Below are 18,643 nucleotides of genomic sequence, written 5' to 3'. Positions count from 1 at the left end.
CCTCAGGAGCCGGTGCGGACTGGGAACTCAGGCGGTGAAGAGATCACGGACCTGCTGGGTGGTCAGCACCCCGGAGAGCAACCGGACGTCGTCGACGGCGCCAGGCCAGTACGCGGAGACGGCCGCTCCCGTCCGCACCGCACCGATCCGGACGGGTCCGGACGCGTTCCACACCGTCGCGGGCGCGGCCGCGGTCACCGGTCCTTCGCCGTTGACATACAGCCGCAGTGCCTTGTGCGGCGCGTCATAACTCGCGGTGAGGAACACCCAGCCCTCCGGGTCGCCTGGGTCCACAGCGGGTCCGGTCGATTCCACCCGCGTGGCCGCCGCACCGGCGGCGTCGGCTGACGTGACCGTGAACGACCACTTCCCGGTCGCGACACGGTACTGCAACTCGAACGCACCGGCCTTCGAGCCCTCAGCCGACACCGCGGTGGCGTCGGACGTTCCCGGCCGGAGCCTGACCCACGCGGTGACCGTGTAGCTGCTATCGGTGCGCAGCACGGGCCCCGCCGTCGCGGCGAAGTCGCCGGTGCCGTTGAACATCGCCGCATAGCCGGGCGGACGCTCGACGAAGGTCGCCCCGGTGAGGGTCACGGTCCGCCCGTGTCCGCTGGAGTCGGCCACCGACGTCCCGCTGCCCTCGTCGAAGGCCCAGTGACCCATCAGGACGGCGTCGTCGGCCACGCTGGCGATCTCGTCGTCGGTCAGCGCCCGGTCCCAGATCCGCGCGCTGTCCACGACACCACGCAGGGACGACCCGACGTACACGCCCGCGCCCGCCTGCCACAGGCTTGGCAGCGCCGCCGTGCCTGCAAGACTTCCGTTGACATACAAGCGAAGCTGCCGGCCCGTTGCGCCCGTGTCGAACACACCGGTGAGGTGCGTCCATACCCCCGCCTCCGCCTTTCCGCCCTGCACGGTCGTGGCAGCCGTGCCGATGGAGTCCGCGCTGGTCGCCGTGAGCAGCCACGTCGGGCTGTTCGGCATGTGCTGCAGTGACAGAGCACTCGTCCGCGTACCGGCGAAGGACATGACGCTGACGGCGGAATCCGTTGTGGACAGTGAAACCCAGGCCGAGAAGGTCAGGCTCTTGCTCGTGTCGGCCACGGCCGCCGCGGTGGCCGCCGCGCCGCCGGTGAAGGCGAGGCCACCGCCCTGCTTTCCCTCCGCCCAGGACGTTCCCGAAGCGGGCAATGTCAGCGGATGGGTGCCGGTCGGGCTGCTGTCGGCAGGCGAGTTGTCGTCGAACAGCCATTGCGCGGCAACCGGTGTGGCCGAACCCACCACGAAGAAGTACTGCGATGGGCGACTCGTGTTGCCCGCCCGGTCCACGCTCCACACGGTCAGCCGGTGGTCACCGGCGAATCCCGGCGTGTACCGGACAGTGGCGGCCCCGCCCGCGCCAGTCGCTTCGAGCCGCGTGCCGTCCTTCGGATCGTCGGAGTCGAACGCATAGAGGTACGCGACCACATCGGTGACACCGTTGGGACCGAGCGTGAACGATCCAGGACGGCCCACTCCGTTGCCGATGCCCTCCGAGGGAAAGTCGGCCGACGACACGCTCGGCGTGCGGTCCGGATGCACCGTGTCAACGTGGTACTCGCACCACGGCCCGAACGGGCCGGCGTCCGTGCCGTCCTCGGCACGCACCCGCCAGCTGATGTTGTCCCTGTCGGCGAACGCGCCCACGGGGATCGGCACGCTGAACGTGGTGCTCAACGGATTCTGCGGCGAAGTGAGGAACTCGCCCTTCATCGCGCCGTTGGCGATCCACCACTGGAAGCGGGCGCGCAGGTTCTGGCCCCTGTCGGCGTCGCGCAGCGTAGCCCGCAGCACCGGCGTCGTGGTGCCGATCACCGGCCGGCTCTCACCGATCACACACGGCTTGTTCTCCCCTGTCGACACCGACGTCGGCGCGTTCGGGACACTGTTGTACTCGATCACGATCGCGGTGTCGGACGCCTTGAACTTCTTCCAGCCGAAGGTGTCGGTCTCGGATGCACGCAAGCCGAGCGTGACACCCGGCCATCCGGACCGCGCCTGCTGCTGCACCGCCGAGAGCGCGTTGAATTCCAGGTACCCGCCCGGGCACGAGGACGAGTAACCGCGTGACTGATTGGCCGAGGCGAGCTTGCGCATCCAGGTGGGCTGCGAGTTCCAGGTGGTGTGCGAGTTGATCGCGCCGGTGAGCCACAGGTCGACCGGCCGGGCCGCGCACGACCACGAGTAGACATTGTTGGCGCGGAAGGTCGCCGAAAGGATGTGCTTGCCGTTGACCGCGTCGGTGGCCATCCAGAAGAACGACCTGTTGGTGTTGCCTTCATCGGACTCGTGGCCGACGCGGGCGATGTTCTCCGACGAGTTCCAGTACGACGTCGACGGGAACTTCTGCCAGACGGTGGTCCATGCCCTGCGCCCGGCGGACACCGACGGATCGATGTACACCGGGAACCGGGTCCGCGCGCTGCCGAGCATAGCGGCGTCGGGGACCAGAGTCACCGCGTCGGCCGACACCTCCACACCCATCGGCCGATGCACGGCGTCTTCGCCGGACCCGATCGCCTTGCCGGGGCTTGTGCCGCCGCTGTCCCACATCGACGGTGCCGGCGCGTGGAACACGACCTCACCGCGATCGTCCAGGAAGTCCAAGTTCCCCGCCGTGTCCCTGGCCGTGCGGACTCCGGTCGTCGCCACACCGAACCGCAGCGTGCGCAGGCCTGGGTTCGCACCTGCGGCAGCGGTCTCGACGACCAGGACTTCGGAGTAGCCGTCAATGTCGGCGGACAGAACGAGATCCACCCCCGGCAACACATCCGTGTAGGTCGCCGTGTTCTGGCTGAGCACCGGCGCGGGCAGTGAGCCGGGCCAGGACAGCGACATGCCTGCCGTGCCGGCAGTGACTCGCGCCAGCGGAGCCGAGCCACCGCCGGAGAACACGACCGGCGTCGCCGACGCGACTGGCGCAACGCTCCCATCAGATCCGCGCACCAGGGTCAGGTCGATCGGTGCCCACCCGTTGCCCCGCCGCACGCGCACTGGCCGTGCGCTCGTGGTCATGGTGAACGTCCCGGAGGGATTCGCGATCACCTGCCTGGTTTCAGTGGTCGACGCGGTCGCCTCGACCGAGACACCCGTGGCCGCCGCCCTGGCCAGCGCGGCGGCTTCCGTCACCGTTGCCGGTCCACCTCGCTCCTCCGCATGTGCGGAACCAACTATCAGCGACAACCCCATCACCACGAGGCCAGTCCGTCTCGACGCCGATCTCCACCTCACCGCGACCCCCCCATTCGCCACGTTTCCGCACGTCAAAGTGAAGTTAGGGGTGACATCTTGCAAATACCTTGCGCGGCGACGGGCCGCGCCGACATCTCCCTGCCGACGTTCGAGCTGCGTGTCCGCCCCCCAGAGCGACGAGACGCTGTCGAGGCCATGCCATCGATGTCAATCGCCATTCGGCGCGCCCGGGTTCGCCGGCCGCAGGGCCAGCGCTGGTGTGCCTGCCTCAACAAAGAGCAGGGTTCGCCTCCGAACAGACCCGGCGAGCAGCAGGCCATGAACGCTCGGCAGCGGCACGATCCTCGCCCGGCCAGTGCTGATCCAAAACCTCACCTGATCATTGCTCGGCACCCACAAGCGCGCGGGGCCGTCAAGCTGCGCGGAGAGCCCCTTTTTCTCTCGTCGGACGCCCGCACTCAGATCGATGCACCGTCATCCGTAGCAGCACGGCCGGCTTTCGGCCGCTACGGACTTTGCGCTGGCCTGCGACGAACGGAGAGCGGCCGGTGCCGACGCATCGCGCGACGACCACGGTCGGCCTCCTAAGCGCCGCGCGGCGAATCCCAAGCCTGCCACGCCATCCTCGTGCCGTTCGGGTCGTACCGCGCCGCTGGCGGCGCGGTACTCCATCGGTGTGGTGCTGGCTGCGCGCGTTACGTCGCGGACGCAGCCAGGCCAGACTGGAGGTGTGGGCGGTCGGCAGAGCGTCAGCAACACGATCAGCGGGTCGGTATCCGGATCCGTGGTGCAAGCGGGCAGCATCGGGCAAGTCATCGTCTCCGCCCCGGCACAGGACCGTGCGCCGGTGCCGCGGCAACTGCCTGCCCCGCTGGGGGATTTCACCGGCCGCGAACGCCAGGTGTCCGCGCTGGACGCCGCGATGCCGAGCGGCGCGGGCGCTTCGAGTACGGTCGCCGTCCTCGACGGAGTCGGCGGGGCAGGAAAAACCGCTCTGGCCACCCACTGGGCGCACCGGGTGCAAGCCCGTTTCCGCGACGGCGCTCTGTTCGCGAACCTGCGCGGCTACGGCCCGAGCGCACCGCTGGATCCCGCGATCGTGCTGGGGTCGTTCCTGGCCGCGCTCGGCGTAGGGCCGGAGCGGATCCCGGGCGAACTCGACGCCGCGACCGGGTTGTTTCGGACGATGCTGGCGGGCCGCCGGATGCTGCTGGTGTTGGACAACGCGGAGTCAGCCGAGCAGGTGCGTCCCTTGCTTCCCGCGGCCGCCGGGTGCATGGCGGTGGTGACCAGCCGTGACCGCCTCACCGACCTGGTCGTGTCCGAAGCGGCGCACCGGATCAGCCTCGACCTGTTCGCCCCCGTCGAGTCGCGCGCGCTGCTGCGGGCTGTGCTCGGTCAGGACCGCATCGAAGACGAGCCGGACGCCGCGGCCGAGCTGGCGCGGCTGTGCGCCGGGTTGCCGCTGGCCGTGCGGGTCGCGGCCACTCGAGTCTCGTCGCGCCCGCGTTGGCAGATCGCCGACGTGGTCGACGAAATCCGGGAAGACCAGGTGGCCGACGACGGAGCCAGCGGGATCGCAGGGGACGCAGTCGAAGCGGTCTTCGGCTGGTCCTACGCCCGCCTCGCCCCCGATCAGGCAGCGGTCTTCCGCCAGATCGGGTGGCATCCGGGCACGGAATTCTCCGTCCTCGCCGTCGCGGCCCTGTGCGGGACGGGCGAGCGAGAGGCGTACCGACACTTGGAGGCGCTGGCCGAACTGCACCTGGTCGAGCCGATGGGCCGGCACCGGTATCGGATGCACGACCTGCTGCACGCCTACGCCCGCAGCCGCGCCCGCCTCGACCCCGTCGACGACCAGCACGCCGCGCGCCGCCGGGTCGTAACCTGGTACGCCCGCGTCGCGCAGCACGCCGATCAGCTGCTCTTTTCCGGGTTCCCGTTCCTGGCTGTCGAGGTCGACCAAGTCGGAGCTCCACCGGACCTGACCGATCGCGACCAGGCGTTGGCCTGGCTCACTTCCGAACAACCCGCCTTGTACACCGCGACGAGGACCGCAGTCGACGACGGGGTCTACGCCCCGGTGCTGGCGCTGGCGGCCACGTCACGCTTCCTCATCTACCTGCCCCGCCCGCTGTGGACTGTCCAGCTGGAGATCGAAACGCTCGGCGTCGCCGCCGCCCAAGCTCTGGACGATCCCTCCGCCGAGTTCTTCCTTCGCGAATCACGCAGCGAAACGCTGAGCACGCTGGAGCGGTGGGACGAGGCAGAGGCCGGTTTCACCAGTCTTGACACGCCCCGCAACCCCGAGCGCTACAACGCGTTCATCGGCCTCGGCGAGGTCCACCTCAAGCGGGGACGATTGCAGCGCGCCCGCGACTGCTACCAGCAAGCGCTCCCGCTCGTGCTCGCTCACGGTCTGGCGCGCACCCAGGCAGTCATCGAGGGCAACCTCGCCACCATCGCCATCCGGCTGGGCGAAAACGACCAGGCGCTGGCCCACAGCGATCGCGAACGCGAGCTGCGCCGCCAAGCCGGAGACGAAGTGGGCCACGCCCACAGCATTTACCGCGCAGCGACCGTCCGGCTCGCCCAAGGCGATCACGCCGCCGCGCTGCTGCTGGCGGAGCAGGCATTGACGGATTACCGGGAGTTGCCCGGCACCGGCAAACTGATCGCGCCGGCGCTGGAATTGGCTGCGACCTGCCTCGAGCATGCCGGCGACCTCGCCCGCGCCGTCGACTGTCTCCAGCGGGCGGTCGCCCTCTACAGCGATCTCGGGCTCCCCGCGGACGCCGCGCGGGCGCGGTGGCGCGACGTCGCCGCCCGCGCCGCCCCGCCGGACGACTAGCCTCCGTCGTCGTGCCCGCAGACAGGGCAGTCCGGCCACCGCTGTTCCAGCTGCAGTGTGTCGTAGTCGCGCATGGTCGTCAGGCTCATGCCGTACTCCCTATCGGCCGCCAGGTCCGGCACCCCGGTGATCAGGCTCATCACCGCGTGCGCGGCGTAGAAGCCCGCCGTCCCGGCCGAGACCGCGTTGGCCGCCTGCACGCGCTCCATCGGCTCCCCGGGCGCCCAGGCAGTGCGCGGCGACAGCACGCTGCGCCGGTGCGCCTCGGCGGCGCGGGCGCAGTCGTAACACGGCGTCGAGCCCGGGCGGAACAGCCCGACGCTGACCCGCGGCCCGTCATAGCCGCTGTGCACCCACGCCGTCCCCGTAGCGCGGCACGCCTGGTTCGCCCACGACCGGATTTCCCCCGTCGAGGGCTGGTCCGCGGTCACCAGCAGCACGTCGCAGGCGACCGCCAGCGCCCGCAATTGCTCCGGCCCCTCGATCCGCTCCTTGGACCCGGTCAGCTCCACGTGCGAGTTGTGCAGCCGGAGCCGGTCCAGTGCGGCGTCCACCTTCGCCCGGCCGAGATCCTGCTCGGTGAACAGGAACTGCCGGTTGAGGTTGGACACCTCCACCACGTCCGCGTCGACGCAATGCAGCTGCCCCACGCCCGACATCGTCAACGCCAGTGCCGCCGCGCACCCGGTGCCGCCCACGCCGACGACCACGACCCGGGCCTGCTTCAACTGCAACTGCGCGTCCCACCTGCTGCGCCCGGGGGTGCGGTCCGATGCCCGGAAGTACGCGCGGCTGCGGCTGTAGCGTTCCCGCTCGAACGCGCTCAGCGCCGTCTCCGCCGCGTCCTCCAGATAGCCGGCGGCATCCAGGTCGCCGACCGCTTCCCGCACCTCCCGGAGCGTGCGGTCCGGGAAACGGCGGACCAGATCGTCGGCGATCTGGCCCACCGTCCGCGACCCGTCCAGCAGCGCCAGCAACGCCCACACCGACCCGTCCGGATCACGCAGACCCCGCGCGATCCCCGGCGCACTGCCGCCGATGCGCACCCGCCCGTCGGCATACCGCACCGGCCGGTGCTCGAACTTGATCCTCGGACGCCACATGGCGCTCATCCTCCTTCCCCGGTCAGTTTTTCTGGTTGGGATTGCTGAACGTCGGTTCCTGCTCGATCTCCACGAACTCGATCACCGCACCCACCTCCTTCCCCGCCGCCGACGCAGGCCGCTGCACCGGAGCGCTCGCTCCGCCGCCCCGGCGGATGTCGGGGACCGGCCTGCCGGTGACCACGGTGCGCCGTTCAGCCCGTCGGGTGGCTCGTTCCGGGAGGACGCGGGAAAACCTGACCTGCTCCCCCAGCACGGGCTACAGTTCCCGAACTGGGAGACGGGAGAACTCGGGAGGAACCGGGAGGGGGTCGTCGCGAGTGGAACCGGAGGACCCGCGAGCCCGGTTCGCCGGCCAGCTCAACCAGCTGCTCGATCTGGCCGGTCGGCCGACGCTGGCCGCGCTGAAGAACGAGGACGAGAAACTTCTCGTGCCGCAGACGATCTCGAGTTTGCTCAACGGCGGGGTCAAAGGACTCCCGAACTGGGACCGTGTCCGCGCGCTCGTGATCGCGTGCGTGAAGATCGGCAAGCGCAGAGGCCTGCCCATGCCGCCGCAGGACGTGCTGCTCGAGCAATGGCGACTCCGCCACGCGGCCCTCGCCCGCGCGCTCGACCAGGCCGCGCGCCGCGACTCGCAGCCGGCCCCCGAGGACTCCGCCGCTGCCTCGGAGCAGCCGCGCCGCTCCGGCGTGGTGCCACCAGGCGAAGAGTGCCGGTACCACGCTGCGACCGTGCCCCGCGCAGCCGGAAGCAATCGCACCGCAGTGCTCTTTGGCACGATCCCCCGCGTCTGGCCGCGGAATCCACGACGGTGGAAAAACGCCGGAATCGTCGTCGGTTTGGTCGGCCTGCTCTGGCTGATCGGGCGATGGATCTACCACGGTCACCTCGCACCGCCCCTCACGCTGCTCGCGGCGGCGGCCGCGATGCTGGCGATCAGTGCGTGGCCACGGCCCCGCGCAGACGATCCAGCGATGCTGGCCGCCCACGCGCGCCCCCTGCTGGAGCGCATCCTGACCGCCGAAAACCGAGCGCTGCAGCAGCTCCTCGCCGGAGCCGGCGACTCCCAGCCCGCGAACATCGGGTTCGACCAACGCGACTCGCTCGACCCCGCGGAAGCTGTGCGCCACCCGGAGCTGGTGCGGTGGAGGCCAGACGGCGGCGACGATTCCGGTTCGCTGGCAACGATCCTTCGCTATTACCGCAGCCTGGAACGGGGGCGGCTGGTCGTGCTCGGCGAACCCGGGTCCGGCAAAACCGTGCTGGTCATCAAGCTCCTGCTCGACCTCGCCGACGAGGCCCGCGCCGGCAGCGCCTCAGGAGCAGCCGAAAGAATCGTCGTCCCGGTACGAATGAGCCTGTCCGCATTCACCGCCACCGACCGCCCACCACCCGCAGTGCGCACCGAACTCGACGAATGGATCGCCCGCCACCTGACCACCGTCTACGGCGTCGAACGTCCGATCGCGCACGCACTGGTCGCCTGCGGCTGGATCCTGCCCATCCTCGACGGCCTGGACGAAATGGACCCCGACGACGCCGAACCCGCGAGAGCCCGGACCGTGATCGCCGCCCTCAACCTCTACCCCGGCCCCGACCGCTGGCCCGTCGTGCTCACCAGCCGCACCCAGCGCTACCAGCACCTCGCTTCCGCAACGGCCGACCCCACTGCCGCCCGAGGGGTTCTGCAGGACACCACTGTCATCATGATGGAGCCGCTCGACGTAGAGCAGGTCATCGCCTGGTTAGCCCACCGCTTCCCCGCCCGCGACCAGCCCGACCGCCTCGCCCCGCGATGGCACCCCATCGCGGGGCACCTGCAGGAGAAAAAGAGCGGCCCCCTGGCGAGCTGGCTGTCCTCCCCGCTGCACCTCTACCTCGCCGTGACCGTCTACGAAGACCCGGCGACCACACCCGCCGACCTGCTCGACCCCAAGATCGACAACCTCAATGACAAACTCTATGAACTTCTGATCCCCTCCGTCGCCGCGCACCGGCCCCGCCGCGACGGCGCCTGCTATCACCCCGACGACGTGCGACGCTGGCTGCGGACCCTCGCCGACCACCTCGCCTGGATGGGAGCCAACGGCCATTCCGGCGTCGATCTGCACCTGCACCATCTCTGGCGCACCGTCGGGAATCCGCCAGGCCGGGCTATTCGATTCCGTGCGGCCGCGCTGACAGTCGGCGTCATCGTGCTTCCGTTGATCGCCTTCTTGCTCCAGACAGCGACCATCAGCGGCTTCACCCTGCCGACGACGGCAGGCGGATGGATCGCCGCTTCCGGGATTCTCATCCTGCTGGCGTGGGTCTTCCGCCATGCCAGTTCGCCAACAACGAAACCGCCTCAACGCGTGGAGCCCAGGCTCGTCCGCACCGCCGCCGGACGCCGACGGCTCGCCAGCAGCCTCCGGAGCGCCCTGAAACTGGCCCTGCCTGTGGGACTGGGACTCGGAGTGGCATTCGGACTCGCCGTGGGACTGGCGATCGGGGTGCCGGTCGGACTCACCGCGGGGATCACCATCGGCCTTGTCTTCGGCTTGTCCGGCGGGCTCACCGCGCCGCAACAGACCGCGATACAGCCGAGCGACCCGATGCGGCAGGCACTGGCATGGGACGTCCTGCGCGGCGTCGCCGCCTGGTTCGCCGGCGGAGCGATCGGATGGCTGACCGGATACATCTCCGTCCAATTCACCGGATGGGCCGCAGTCGGGCTGACGAGCTGGTGGGCAGGATGGCTGTCCATCGGGCTGGCGTTCGGCATCGCCGTCGGCCTCATCGGATCGCCTGCGCCGCTGTATGCGCTGACAACACGGCAACTCCGCCGCCGCGGCGCGCTGCCCGCAAGGCCGGCCCGGTTCCTGGATTGGGCCTACGCTGCAGGGTTGCTGCGCATGTCCGGCGCAGCAACCCAGTTCCGGCACCGCAACCTGCAAATCCGCCTGACCGGGCCTGAACGCACCACCGAACCAGCGAAGAAAACGGTCGACTGATCCGACGAGCACCACCGGTCCCTCGAGTCTGTTGTCGTTGACGACCGACGCAGGCCTGTTGCGGCAGAAGACGCGTGATAGGCAGCTCGCCAGGTCGGAGGGACCCGCAGAAGGCTGTACGGAGCCTACAAACCCGCGGGGTGCCTCGGCTCCACAGAGCCCGGGGAGCAATTGCTGCCGCAGAAGCCGGGATGCCGCCTGCCCCCGAGGACGGTCGTCTGACGTCCAGACGAACTGCCGCCGGCAGCAGGGGCGGAACCCGCATGGTTGTCGACCCGTTGTCCCTGAGCCATGACCGGATCGCGTCCTTGTCGTGTGGCACTTCTTGCGGGAGCGTCAGCTGCGGGTACCGCTTCAGCAGGGCTGACGCGCGCACCTCCGCTGCCAGCGGCAGCTCGTCGCCAGCGTCAGCAGCTCGGTGGTGAAAACGCCTTGCCTTCGTGGAGATCGCTGCGATCTCCTTGCCGGGCTGTCGCCCCGCGGACCGCGTTCGCAAGGTAGCCGCTCACCCGCGGGATGTGCCGCTCAGCCAAGCGCACACGCGCTCGCGACTGGCTCATTACCCAATACTGTGCAACCCGCGCGATCGACCACAGCTCGTCAGGCGTCGCACCACCGTCAACCCCGAGCCCGACTTACGAGCAGAACGCTCGCAAGTCAACGCAGGCTCGGCGAACCCTGCGACAGCGGCCGGCCGCCACGAGGCAATGGGCGCGCGGATACCGCCGTCCTGCAGAACAGCGGCGAGCGCCGCGCGGCCCTGCCACTGACCGGCCACAGTGGACCACAGCTGCAGCCGAGAGCAGTCTCTTCCCATTCCAGGAGAAAACACCGCTGCGGCGCAGAAAGCCCTCGTCGAGATGATCGACGACCTCGACAGCGCCGAAGCGGCTCGCCCCGAGCGCGCTTCTTCCGCCGACTGCCGGCTACCGGGACCTCCCGCTCAGATAGCCGACAGCTCGAGCATCTCGTCGAGATGTGCGCCAGCCGGGAGTCAGCCGCACAGTCCGGCAGTCAATCGAAACTGGGTTCGCAGCTCGATCCGGGCCGCCTGTCACATCAGGCAGTTGCCGCAGCCAACCGCGCTGGAGCCACTCGGCCCTGGCGGCTGCGCGACCGGCCAAGGACTCGGCACCCCCGGATCAGCGGCCTCGGCCAAGTACGGCTGCAGCCGTTCGCAGTGGCCCCGCATCACCACAACCGCCGTGCCGCGCGAGGTTGGCACCGTCGTCCAGCCGCCCCGTTTCCGCGCTGGCACGCCTCATTTACGCCAGGCCGTCCGGTCTTACGGCGAGTGTGTATGACCGTCGCGGAGCCTTCGACCCGGCGGGTCGCCCGTCCCGCATCGCCGAAGCAGGACTCTCCGGCGACTGGATAGCATCCCGGGCCGGGTCCGCGCAAAGTGCGTCTGCCCGGGCAAGGCGGTTGAGTCGTCGGGTGATCCCGGCGTTTTTCGTTCGCGAATCACTGACGGCGAGCCGTACGTCCCGGTGGGCGGCCAGGCCGCGCATGACAGAGCCGGAGCGGACAGCGACCGCCGACGTGTACGTGACCCGGAGCGCCCGAACTCAACCGAACGCGGCGGGCCGCCTCGCGACGAATGCGCCGGCAAGGATGAGCGTCGCCGGGCCGATCCCCGAACCCGTCCCGGCAGCAGTGCCACCGGGAAGAACCAAGCAACCGGCATGGCAGCGCCGGGCTATGCGGAGTCGATCATGGATTTGAATTCCAGGGCGAGCGCGGCGGCCAGCTCTGCGGCCTGCTGGACATTGCTGCTGGCGAGTGCCTCGAATTCCGGCTCGCGGCTGACGACCGTATCGCGGATCGCGGTCTTCACTCGGATCAGCTTCGCCGCGTAGCCCTCGACGAGCCCGGCCTGGGCGCCCAGCAGCTCCGCGACCCGGCCCCAGCTGTTCGTGGTCCCGGCCAGTTTGTCGGCCATCGTGTCGCCTGCCGGGTCTTTCCAGGAGCCCTGTATCCGCCCCTCCACGTTGTGGATCGAGGCGCGACCGGTGTCGGCTGTTTTCAGGAACTCGCGGATCTGCCGGGCGAGTTCCTGCGCGGTCTCCTCGTTATCGGGCGGCCACGTATCGCTGAACGCCTCGATCGCAGACCACAACAAGGTGCCGTGCGGCGGCTCGATCACGACTGCCTCCCTTGTCCGGAAACGGGATGCCGCCCGCGGTTCGGGCGGGCCGTCCGCGCTACGGGGCCTGCTGGATGGGGTGGACCTCGACGTTGACGCTGTCGGTCTCCCATTCGGTGAGCTGGCCGGCGAGCCGGGCCGCTTCGGCCATGAGCTTCTCCGGGTCGATGTGATCGTTGCCGTCCGCGTCGGGCTCGTCGGACATGACGGCTCCGGTGACAGGGACCCGGACGTGACTGCTCTGCTCGACCAGACGGCGGACGCGGACCGACACTGAAACAGGTTGGCTGTGCGTCATTGTGGGAACCTCTCGTCTCGTTCCAAGCGGGCGGTTACGCGAATGTCAGCGTCCGGCGACCGGCTGCCGGCGTCCAGGACCTGTGCCGCCATACCCGTCTCCGGGCGGCGCTTCACCAACGACAGCACGCCCGCGTAGTCCCAGGCATCACGCTGGTCGTCGGCGACGAACGCGTCGACGAGCGGGCCGAGGACCCGCCGGAACGTCGCGTCGTCCAAGCGCAGGAGTGCCAGGCGCGCGCGCTCGCACCGGTAGTTGGTGCCCATGACCCATTCGAACAACTCGGGGGCCACGGCGGCGATCAGGCCCTCGGTGGCGTCCGGCCCGGTCACGGTCCGGAGCGCTTCTTCTTGGCCGGGGGTGTCGGGCCGCTCAATGACAGTTGCCGGCGCAGCGTCGCGATGTCCATCGTCACTCCGCTCTCTGCCAGTGCAGTTTTTTGATCAGCTTGGTGAACGCGCTCTTGGACATGGGCTCGGTCGGGTAGATCGTGATATGCCCCTCAGGGGCGTTCCCGCCGTTCCCGAAGTTCGCGCCGTCTTCGAAGTATGCCAGCCCAGGAGGCAGATGCTCGACGTCCGGTTCCGGCAACCGGTAGGCATGCTCGGAGCTCGGGAAGGCGCGGTCAAGATTGTGCAGGCTGTCGTATGTAGACAATCCTTTGGGGTTCGGCAGCTTGTCGGACTGCGGCACGACCTGGCCGGTCGCCGGATCTATCTCCATGTCCGTTCTCTTGGGGCTGGGCCGGGACTCCCCGACCCCGCGGGCGTAAACACCGTCGCGGGGAACCTGATTCAGCGTGCCGGCGGATCTCGCGTCCGCCGCCGCGTAGTCGACGACACTCTGGAACCCCGCGTCGCTGAGCCCCTGCGTCGCCGCCACCGCCGCCGAAGCCTCCTGGGCTATCTGCGCGGCCCTCGGCGCATAGTCCGCCATGAAACGCGCGCCCATCGGCCCGAGCCCCAGGAAGGTCTGGCCCGGCGAACCGGTCCCCAGCCCCGCCACTCCCAGCAATGAAGCTTTCGCCCACGCCTCGTCCAGACCGTCGGCCACATCGCTGAGTTCGATCACAGCCCGCTCCGTGGCGGCCACGTCCATGTCGACCTTGTTCAGCTCCGGGGCCATCTCCGATCCCCATTCCGTCCGGCGAAAAGCCAGAATGCCTGCCGCCGCGGCGGCAGAGCGCGGCACGGCACCAAGCTGCCAACCGGCATTTTCGCCTGGGGTGGCCCGGAGCCGTGCTTCGCCGGAATCACATCGGGCGCTTGCCGCTTGCCGGACATGACCGGCGTTACGGCGGCCGGCTGACGTCACGCGTCGGCTGCGGTTTCGCGTCCGCGCGCATGCGAGCGGTCTGTCCACAATGGATGCTCTGACATCCTTGGCAGCACTAGGGATTCCTCACCTGAACGGCAGCGGCCGCGCTCCGGCCACGGAGCTTCGATGGCGGACTTCGATCCGGCTCGTCGCCGACACCCGGGACAACATCCTGGTCGTCCGCTCGACAGCCGCCCTGGACAAGATCGTCCTCGCCCGGCACGCCCCCTGGCCGGAGGCACCGACGATGGCCACTGGCCAAGCCGAACTCGACGCCGCCCGCCCCAAACCTCCGCCCTTCTCGCCGCTCCAGGCTCTGGACACCGCGTTCGGATCGCGAGAAAACGCGATAGTCATGAATGCGAATTTTCTGGCGCAGGACCACGGTTCCAACGACGCCGAACAGCATTGAACACCGCGCTCAAGTGCGGTCGACCGCAGTGCCCACCCAGCGGTTTCTCAACAGCCGCACTTCTGGGACGCGCCCCGGCCACTGTCACCGAAGGCGACGACTCACGGCGCGTGGAGATTCCCCGCCACACCCGGCATCGGCCGCCTTGATGACGGGAGTGGGTACCAGCCGCTCAGCGTCGTTCGAGGATCTTCGTGCTGACCGCGCCGCGGTCGATCTTGCCGTTGGCGTTCAGCGGCAGCTCGGCGAGGACGGTGATCCGGCGCGGGACCATGTACTCGGGCAGCCGGGTGCGCAGCGCGGCCAATGCCGATTCGGGGTCGATTCCGGTTCCCGCGCACGCCGCCTCGAGCACGGCCTCTTCGCCCTCGGCGGCGAGCATCACGACGATCGCATCCACGACTCCCGGCAGATCGCGCAGCGCAGATTCTATTTCCCCCAGCTCGATCCGGTAGCCGCGAATCTTCACCTGGTGGTCCAACCGTCCCCGGTGGACGAGCAGTCCGTCCTCACGGGAAACGCGATCGCCGGTCCGGTACCAGTGCTCCGGGGTCAGCGGCCGCTCGCCGCGGTGGACCCGGGCCAAGCCGTTCTCGATGGTCAGGAACCGTCCGATGTCATCGTTCGGGTCAAGGTAGCCGTTGAACCTCTGCGCGCCGCGGATGACCAGTTCTCCACTGTCCGCGGGCTTGCCTGCCGCGTCCAGAATCTGATGTTCGGTCCCGGGGTACAACTGTCCGATGGGGACGGTCCCGTTGGTCGGGTTCGGCCACCGGCCGGAGTCCGGGGAAGCCGGTACTCGGCGCAGCTGACGGTGCATTCGGTCGGGCCGTACAGGTTCTCCACGACGCTGTGCGGCGCGGCCGCCGCCCAGGCCCTGGCGTGCGCCAGGGTGAGCGGTTCGCCGCAGAACAGGCTCCAGCGCAAGGTCGGCATGCTGCCCGGCTTCAGCGCCCGCATCCGTTTGGCGAAGGACACCATGGACGGCACCGAGAACCAGTGCGTGATCTCCTTCCGCGCCACGAACCGGACCGGGGCCAGCAGATCGCTGCGGGCCGGCACGACCAGGACCGCGCCGGTGCTCCACGCGGTGAACATGTCGAATACCGACAGATCGAAGGTCAGGTCGAAGGTCTGCGACACCCTCGCGCCCGGCCCGAACTCGTAGCGTGCGATGACGTGGTCCAGGTGCGCGGACACGTTGGCGTGCGTGATCGGCACGCCTTTCGGGGTGCCGGTCGAGCCCGAGGTGAACAGGATGTACGCGGTGGACGCGGGGGCGTCCCGGTGCTCAGGCACCAGGACGGACTGCGGGGCGGGAGCGTCCAGCGTGATCATCGGCAGGCCGAGGTCGTCGGTGCCGCCGAGCACCAGCCCGACCGCGCCGGCTTGGACGATCTGCCTGTTCCGGGCGGCCGGAGCGGCCGGGTTGAGCGGCACCACTGTCCGCCCAAGCCGTTGCACCGCAAGGTATCCGGCGAACGTCGCGGGCGTCCGCGCGGCGGCGAGACCGATCCGGCGCGGCGGCGCTCCCCTGGTCGCGGCCATGATCCCAGCGGCCGTCCGTTCGGCGGCCTCGGCGAGTTCGCGGTAACTGAGCCGCTCGTCGCCGACCTCCAGCGCGGGCAGGTCGCCGAATCTCGCGGCGGAGTCCGCGAACCGCCGGTACAGCGTTCGTTCCTTCGTCGGTCGGGGCGGTACGCGGAAACCGGTCACGATCGGGCCTTGCCGAGCAGCGGCTCGAGCGCGTCGGCAACGGCCTCCAGCATCAGCTCGGTGGTGCCGCCGCCGATCCCGAACACCCCGGCCTCCGCCCGGATCCATTGGGCGCCGCCCGGCCGGTAGCCGTCCGCGCCCTGCAGCTGCGCGCACCGGGACAGCACTTCGTCCACCGCCGGGCCGACTGCCGCCTTCAGCATCGCGCCCTCGGCAAAGCCCTGGCCCGCCACGACGTCCTCGCCGACGACCTCGGCCAGCGCCCGCAGCTGATGCACCCGGACCAGGCACCGGGCGAGATCCTGGCGAACCGCCGCGTTTTCCGCTAGATCGGCGCCGTCGATCTCCCGTCTCCGCAATCGCTCGTGGGTGTCGGCGAGCACCCGGCCGGTCATCGCGACCGCCCAGAGCGCGCCGCCGAGCCGTTCACTGCCCATGATCAGCGCGAATGAGGCCAATCCCCTGCCCCGGCGACCGACAAGACGTCCAGGGTCTAGCCGCACCCGGTCGAACTCGATGTGCGCGGTGGCCGAGCCGGCGAGCAGACTCGTGCCGGACGGCGTGATCCGCACTCCCGGGGCGTCCGAGGGAACCAGCACCCAGGTGAAGTTCGTGAAGTGCCGTCCGGGTCCGTGTTTGGCCAGTACCAGCAGTTCGTCGGCGACACCGGCCGAGGTGATCCAACGCTTCTCGCCGGAGAGCCGCAGCTCGCCGCCGTCGGCCGCGATCTCGGTGCCGAGCCCGGCGAGGTCGGAACCAGGGGCGGCGGCATCGGTCGCGGCCAGCGCGAGCATGGTTCCTCCGGCGAGCGCACGGTCGTGTACGGCCGCGAGCACGGTGTCCGGCTTCGCCTCGGCACCGAGCAGGGGCACCGCGCTCGCCGCCTGAACCAACACGCTCAAGGTGATTCCGTTGTCGCCGCGGGCATCGATCGCCCGCAGCAGCGCGCCGAGCCGGACGGGGTCGACGGCACCCGCCGGGTACAGCCCGGCGAGCGCCCCGGCTTTCCCGAGCGCGCTCCATACCGTGCCGATCCCCGCGTCCGGCCCCAGTCCTCGCACCGCCTCCGAGATCCGGCCCCGATAACCGTCTACAGTGGACACTTCGGCCTGGTCAGGCAAATCGGACCTCCGTGTCGAGCAGCGCGAGCCTGCCGTCGGCAAGGTGCAGCCGGTCGTTGCTGTAGTTCAGCGACGCGGACCGCAGGTCCCGCAGGGCCTGTTCGAGCCGGGTCTGCGAACCGCGGAGGTAGCCGTGCCGCATGCCGACCGCGTCGATGAGTTCGTCGACCGCGCGGTAGCACTCGTCGGCGGCGGTGATCTTCAAAGCGTTCAGCTGCAACTGGATTCGCGGGGTGCTGAGGTCGGCATGAGTGGTGACGGAGGTGGTCGCGGCGGACAGCAGCGCGTGCACCGTGTCCAGCCTCTGCCGGGCGCGGGACAGGCGAGTCAGCAGCAGTTCCGAGCCGAAGTCAACCCTGCTGCGTTCCTTCGGCGAGCGCAACATCCGCAGTACCCGGGACAGCGCGCCGGCCGCGGTGCCCAGCCAGGCCGCCGACCAGCCCAGGTGCGCCATCGGCGCGAAGACCGATGAGGTGATCTGCGCGAACCCGCCGGGCTGCCCGACGATCTGGTACGCCGGGACCCGCCCGCGCAGGCGCAGGGCGACACTGTGGCTGGCGCGCATCCCGAGCGGCTGCCACTCGCCGGACCGCTCGATCTCCAGTTGCGCGCGATCGGCGTAGACCAGCGAAACCTCGTTGGGGGACGCGGCGGCCGCCCCGCGCATCTTGACCAGGAAGCCGTCCGCTGCCTCTCCTCCGGTGACGATCGGGGCGAAACGGTCGATGACGAGGTCGTCCCCGGCGACGCCGAGCGCCGCCTGTGCGGTGAGCAGGTCTCCGCCGTTGCCGGCCTCGGTGGTGACCGAGGCCAGATAGCAGCGGCCCCCGGCGGCCCGGGGCAGAACCAGCTCGCGCAGCCGATCCCCGCCGTGCCAGGCGATGGCGGCGACCTGCTGGCAGTGCATGGCGAAGATCATCGCCACGGACAAGTCGGTCCGGCCGAGTTCGATGCTGGCCTCGACCATGTCCGCGACCGTCCCGCCGAGACCGCCGTACTCGCGCGGGACGAGCAAGCCGAGCAGTCCGCCCTGACGCAGTTCGGCGAGTGCGTCCTGGGGGAAGGCCGCTTCTCGGTCGGTCCGCTCGCGGTGCTCCCCCGCGACCTCGGCGACCCGCGCGACCAGGTCGGCCACGGGCACTTCGAGTCCCTCGCCGGCGGCCGCGACGCCGACGTCCGCGGCGCTCACGCCGAGCCCTCCGGCAGCTGCGCCTTCCGCAGTTCCGCGTGCACGACGTCCCACAGACTGCCCGCGGTGGCAAAGGTTCTGTCGTTCATCTCCTCGTCCGGCAGGGTCACGCCGAATGCGTCCTCGATGGCGAACAGAAGCTCGATCGATTGCATCGAGTTGAGGCCGAGTTCACGCAGTACCGAGGTTCGTTCGATGGCGCGATCGCCCCGGAACCGGAGAAACGGGGCCAGCAGTTCGGTGAAGCGGGGATCCAT

15 protein-coding genes are annotated in these 18,643 nt (G+C 69.8%); 3 read left to right on the top strand and 12 right to left on the bottom strand.

Going from position 1 to position 18,643, the window contains the following annotated elements; translation table 11 throughout:
- Positions 1 to 27 precede the first annotated feature (27 nt).
- Entirely contained in the window at positions 28 to 3,174 is a 3,147-nt protein-coding gene (locus RPX00_RS35170; protein ID WP_406631904.1) for a LamG-like jellyroll fold domain-containing protein, read from the bottom strand.
- Positions 3,175 to 3,967: 793 nt separating this feature from the next.
- Between RPX00_RS35170 and RPX00_RS35165 the strand changes: the two genes are divergently transcribed.
- Positions 3,968 to 6,088 (top strand): ATP-binding protein, encoded by a 2,121-nt coding sequence (locus RPX00_RS35165; RefSeq protein WP_406631902.1) that lies wholly within the window; start codon positions 3,968 to 3,970, stop codon positions 6,086 to 6,088.
- Here the strand turns inward: RPX00_RS35165 and RPX00_RS35160 are convergent.
- On the bottom strand, positions 6,085 to 7,200 hold the full coding sequence (locus RPX00_RS35160) for a ThiF family adenylyltransferase (protein WP_406631900.1): 1,116 nt from the start codon (positions 7,198 to 7,200) through the stop codon (positions 6,085 to 6,087). The two genes, RPX00_RS35165 and RPX00_RS35160, sit on opposite strands and share 4 nt — an antisense overlap.
- Positions 7,201 to 7,213: 13 nt before the next feature.
- The gene (locus RPX00_RS35155) at positions 7,214 to 7,447 is read right to left on the bottom strand and encodes a hypothetical protein (RefSeq protein WP_406631898.1); all 234 of its coding nucleotides are present in this window, start codon (positions 7,445 to 7,447) and stop codon (positions 7,214 to 7,216) included.
- Between the two features lie 175 nt (positions 7,448 to 7,622).
- On the opposite strand from RPX00_RS35155, the gene RPX00_RS35150 reads away from it, so the two are divergent.
- Complete coding sequence (locus tag RPX00_RS35150; protein WP_406631896.1) at positions 7,623 to 10,187, top strand: NACHT domain-containing protein; 2,565 nt, start codon at positions 7,623 to 7,625, stop codon at positions 10,185 to 10,187.
- 1,699 nt (positions 10,188 to 11,886) lie between these two features.
- Here the strand turns inward: RPX00_RS35150 and RPX00_RS35145 are convergent.
- The 4 genes from RPX00_RS35145 to RPX00_RS35130 form a co-directional block, all read right to left on the bottom strand.
- Positions 11,887 to 12,333 (bottom strand): hypothetical protein, encoded by a 447-nt coding sequence (locus tag RPX00_RS35145; protein WP_406631894.1) that lies wholly within the window; start codon positions 12,331 to 12,333, stop codon positions 11,887 to 11,889.
- 58 nt (positions 12,334 to 12,391) lie between these two features.
- The gene (locus RPX00_RS35140; protein ID WP_406631892.1) at positions 12,392 to 12,538 is read right to left on the bottom strand and encodes a hypothetical protein; all 147 of its coding nucleotides are present in this window, start codon (positions 12,536 to 12,538) and stop codon (positions 12,392 to 12,394) included.
- Between the two features lie 89 nt (positions 12,539 to 12,627).
- Positions 12,628 to 12,963: a hypothetical protein gene (locus RPX00_RS35135; protein WP_406631890.1), complete on the bottom strand. Its 336-nt coding sequence runs from the start codon at positions 12,961 to 12,963 to the stop codon at positions 12,628 to 12,630.
- Positions 12,964 to 13,042: 79 nt separating this feature from the next.
- Positions 13,043 to 13,822 (bottom strand): hypothetical protein, encoded by a 780-nt coding sequence (locus RPX00_RS35130; RefSeq protein WP_406631888.1) that lies wholly within the window; start codon positions 13,820 to 13,822, stop codon positions 13,043 to 13,045.
- 190 nt (positions 13,823 to 14,012) lie between these two features.
- Here RPX00_RS35130 and RPX00_RS35125 point away from each other — a divergent pair, with 190 nt between their 5' ends.
- Positions 14,013 to 14,360 (top strand): hypothetical protein, encoded by a 348-nt coding sequence (locus RPX00_RS35125; RefSeq protein WP_406631886.1) that lies wholly within the window; start codon positions 14,013 to 14,015, stop codon positions 14,358 to 14,360.
- 172 nt (positions 14,361 to 14,532) lie between these two features.
- Here the strand turns inward: RPX00_RS35125 and RPX00_RS35120 are convergent, their stop codons facing one another.
- Genes RPX00_RS35120 through RPX00_RS35100 form a run of 5 tightly spaced genes read right to left on the bottom strand, consistent with a single transcriptional unit; the run spans position 14,533 to position 18,643 of the window.
- Positions 14,533 to 14,946, bottom strand: a complete 414-nt coding sequence (locus RPX00_RS35120) for an AMP-binding enzyme (RefSeq protein ID WP_406631884.1) — start codon at positions 14,944 to 14,946, stop codon at positions 14,533 to 14,535.
- A gap of 14 nt (positions 14,947 to 14,960) precedes the next feature.
- Positions 14,961 to 16,076, bottom strand: coding sequence for an AMP-binding protein (locus RPX00_RS35115; RefSeq protein WP_406631882.1), 1,116 nt, complete (start codon positions 16,074 to 16,076; stop codon positions 14,961 to 14,963).
- On the bottom strand, positions 16,073 to 17,197 hold the full coding sequence (locus tag RPX00_RS35110; RefSeq protein ID WP_406631880.1) for an acyl-CoA dehydrogenase family protein: 1,125 nt from the start codon (positions 17,195 to 17,197) through the stop codon (positions 16,073 to 16,075). The genes RPX00_RS35115 and RPX00_RS35110 overlap by 4 nt, the downstream gene beginning before the upstream one ends.
- Complete coding sequence (locus tag RPX00_RS35105; protein WP_406631878.1) at positions 17,190 to 18,386, bottom strand: acyl-CoA dehydrogenase family protein; 1,197 nt, start codon at positions 18,384 to 18,386, stop codon at positions 17,190 to 17,192. The genes RPX00_RS35110 and RPX00_RS35105 overlap by 8 nt, the downstream gene beginning before the upstream one ends.
- Positions 18,383 to 18,643 (bottom strand): phosphopantetheine-binding protein, encoded by a 261-nt coding sequence (locus RPX00_RS35100; protein WP_406631876.1) that lies wholly within the window; start codon positions 18,641 to 18,643, stop codon positions 18,383 to 18,385. The genes RPX00_RS35105 and RPX00_RS35100 overlap by 4 nt, the downstream gene beginning before the upstream one ends.

This window comes from Amycolatopsis sp. WGS_07 (assembly GCF_045278895.1).
GTDB lineage: Bacteria > Actinomycetota > Actinomycetes > Mycobacteriales > Pseudonocardiaceae > Amycolatopsis.
Note: the sequence above shows the minus strand (reverse complement) of the source record. Positions and strands in the feature narration are given on the sequence as shown.

Coding starts and splice junctions, on each gene's coding strand:
- RPX00_RS35140 (WP_406631892.1), bottom strand. CDS start 12,538: ATGTCCGACGAGCCCGACGCGGACGGCAACGATCACATCGACCCGGAG.
- RPX00_RS35100 (WP_406631876.1), bottom strand. CDS start 18,643: ATGGATCCCCGCTTCACCGAACTGCTGGCCCCGTTTCTCCGGTTCCGG.
- RPX00_RS35160 (WP_406631900.1), bottom strand. CDS start 7,200: ATGAGCGCCATGTGGCGTCCGAGGATCAAGTTCGAGCACCGGCCGGTG.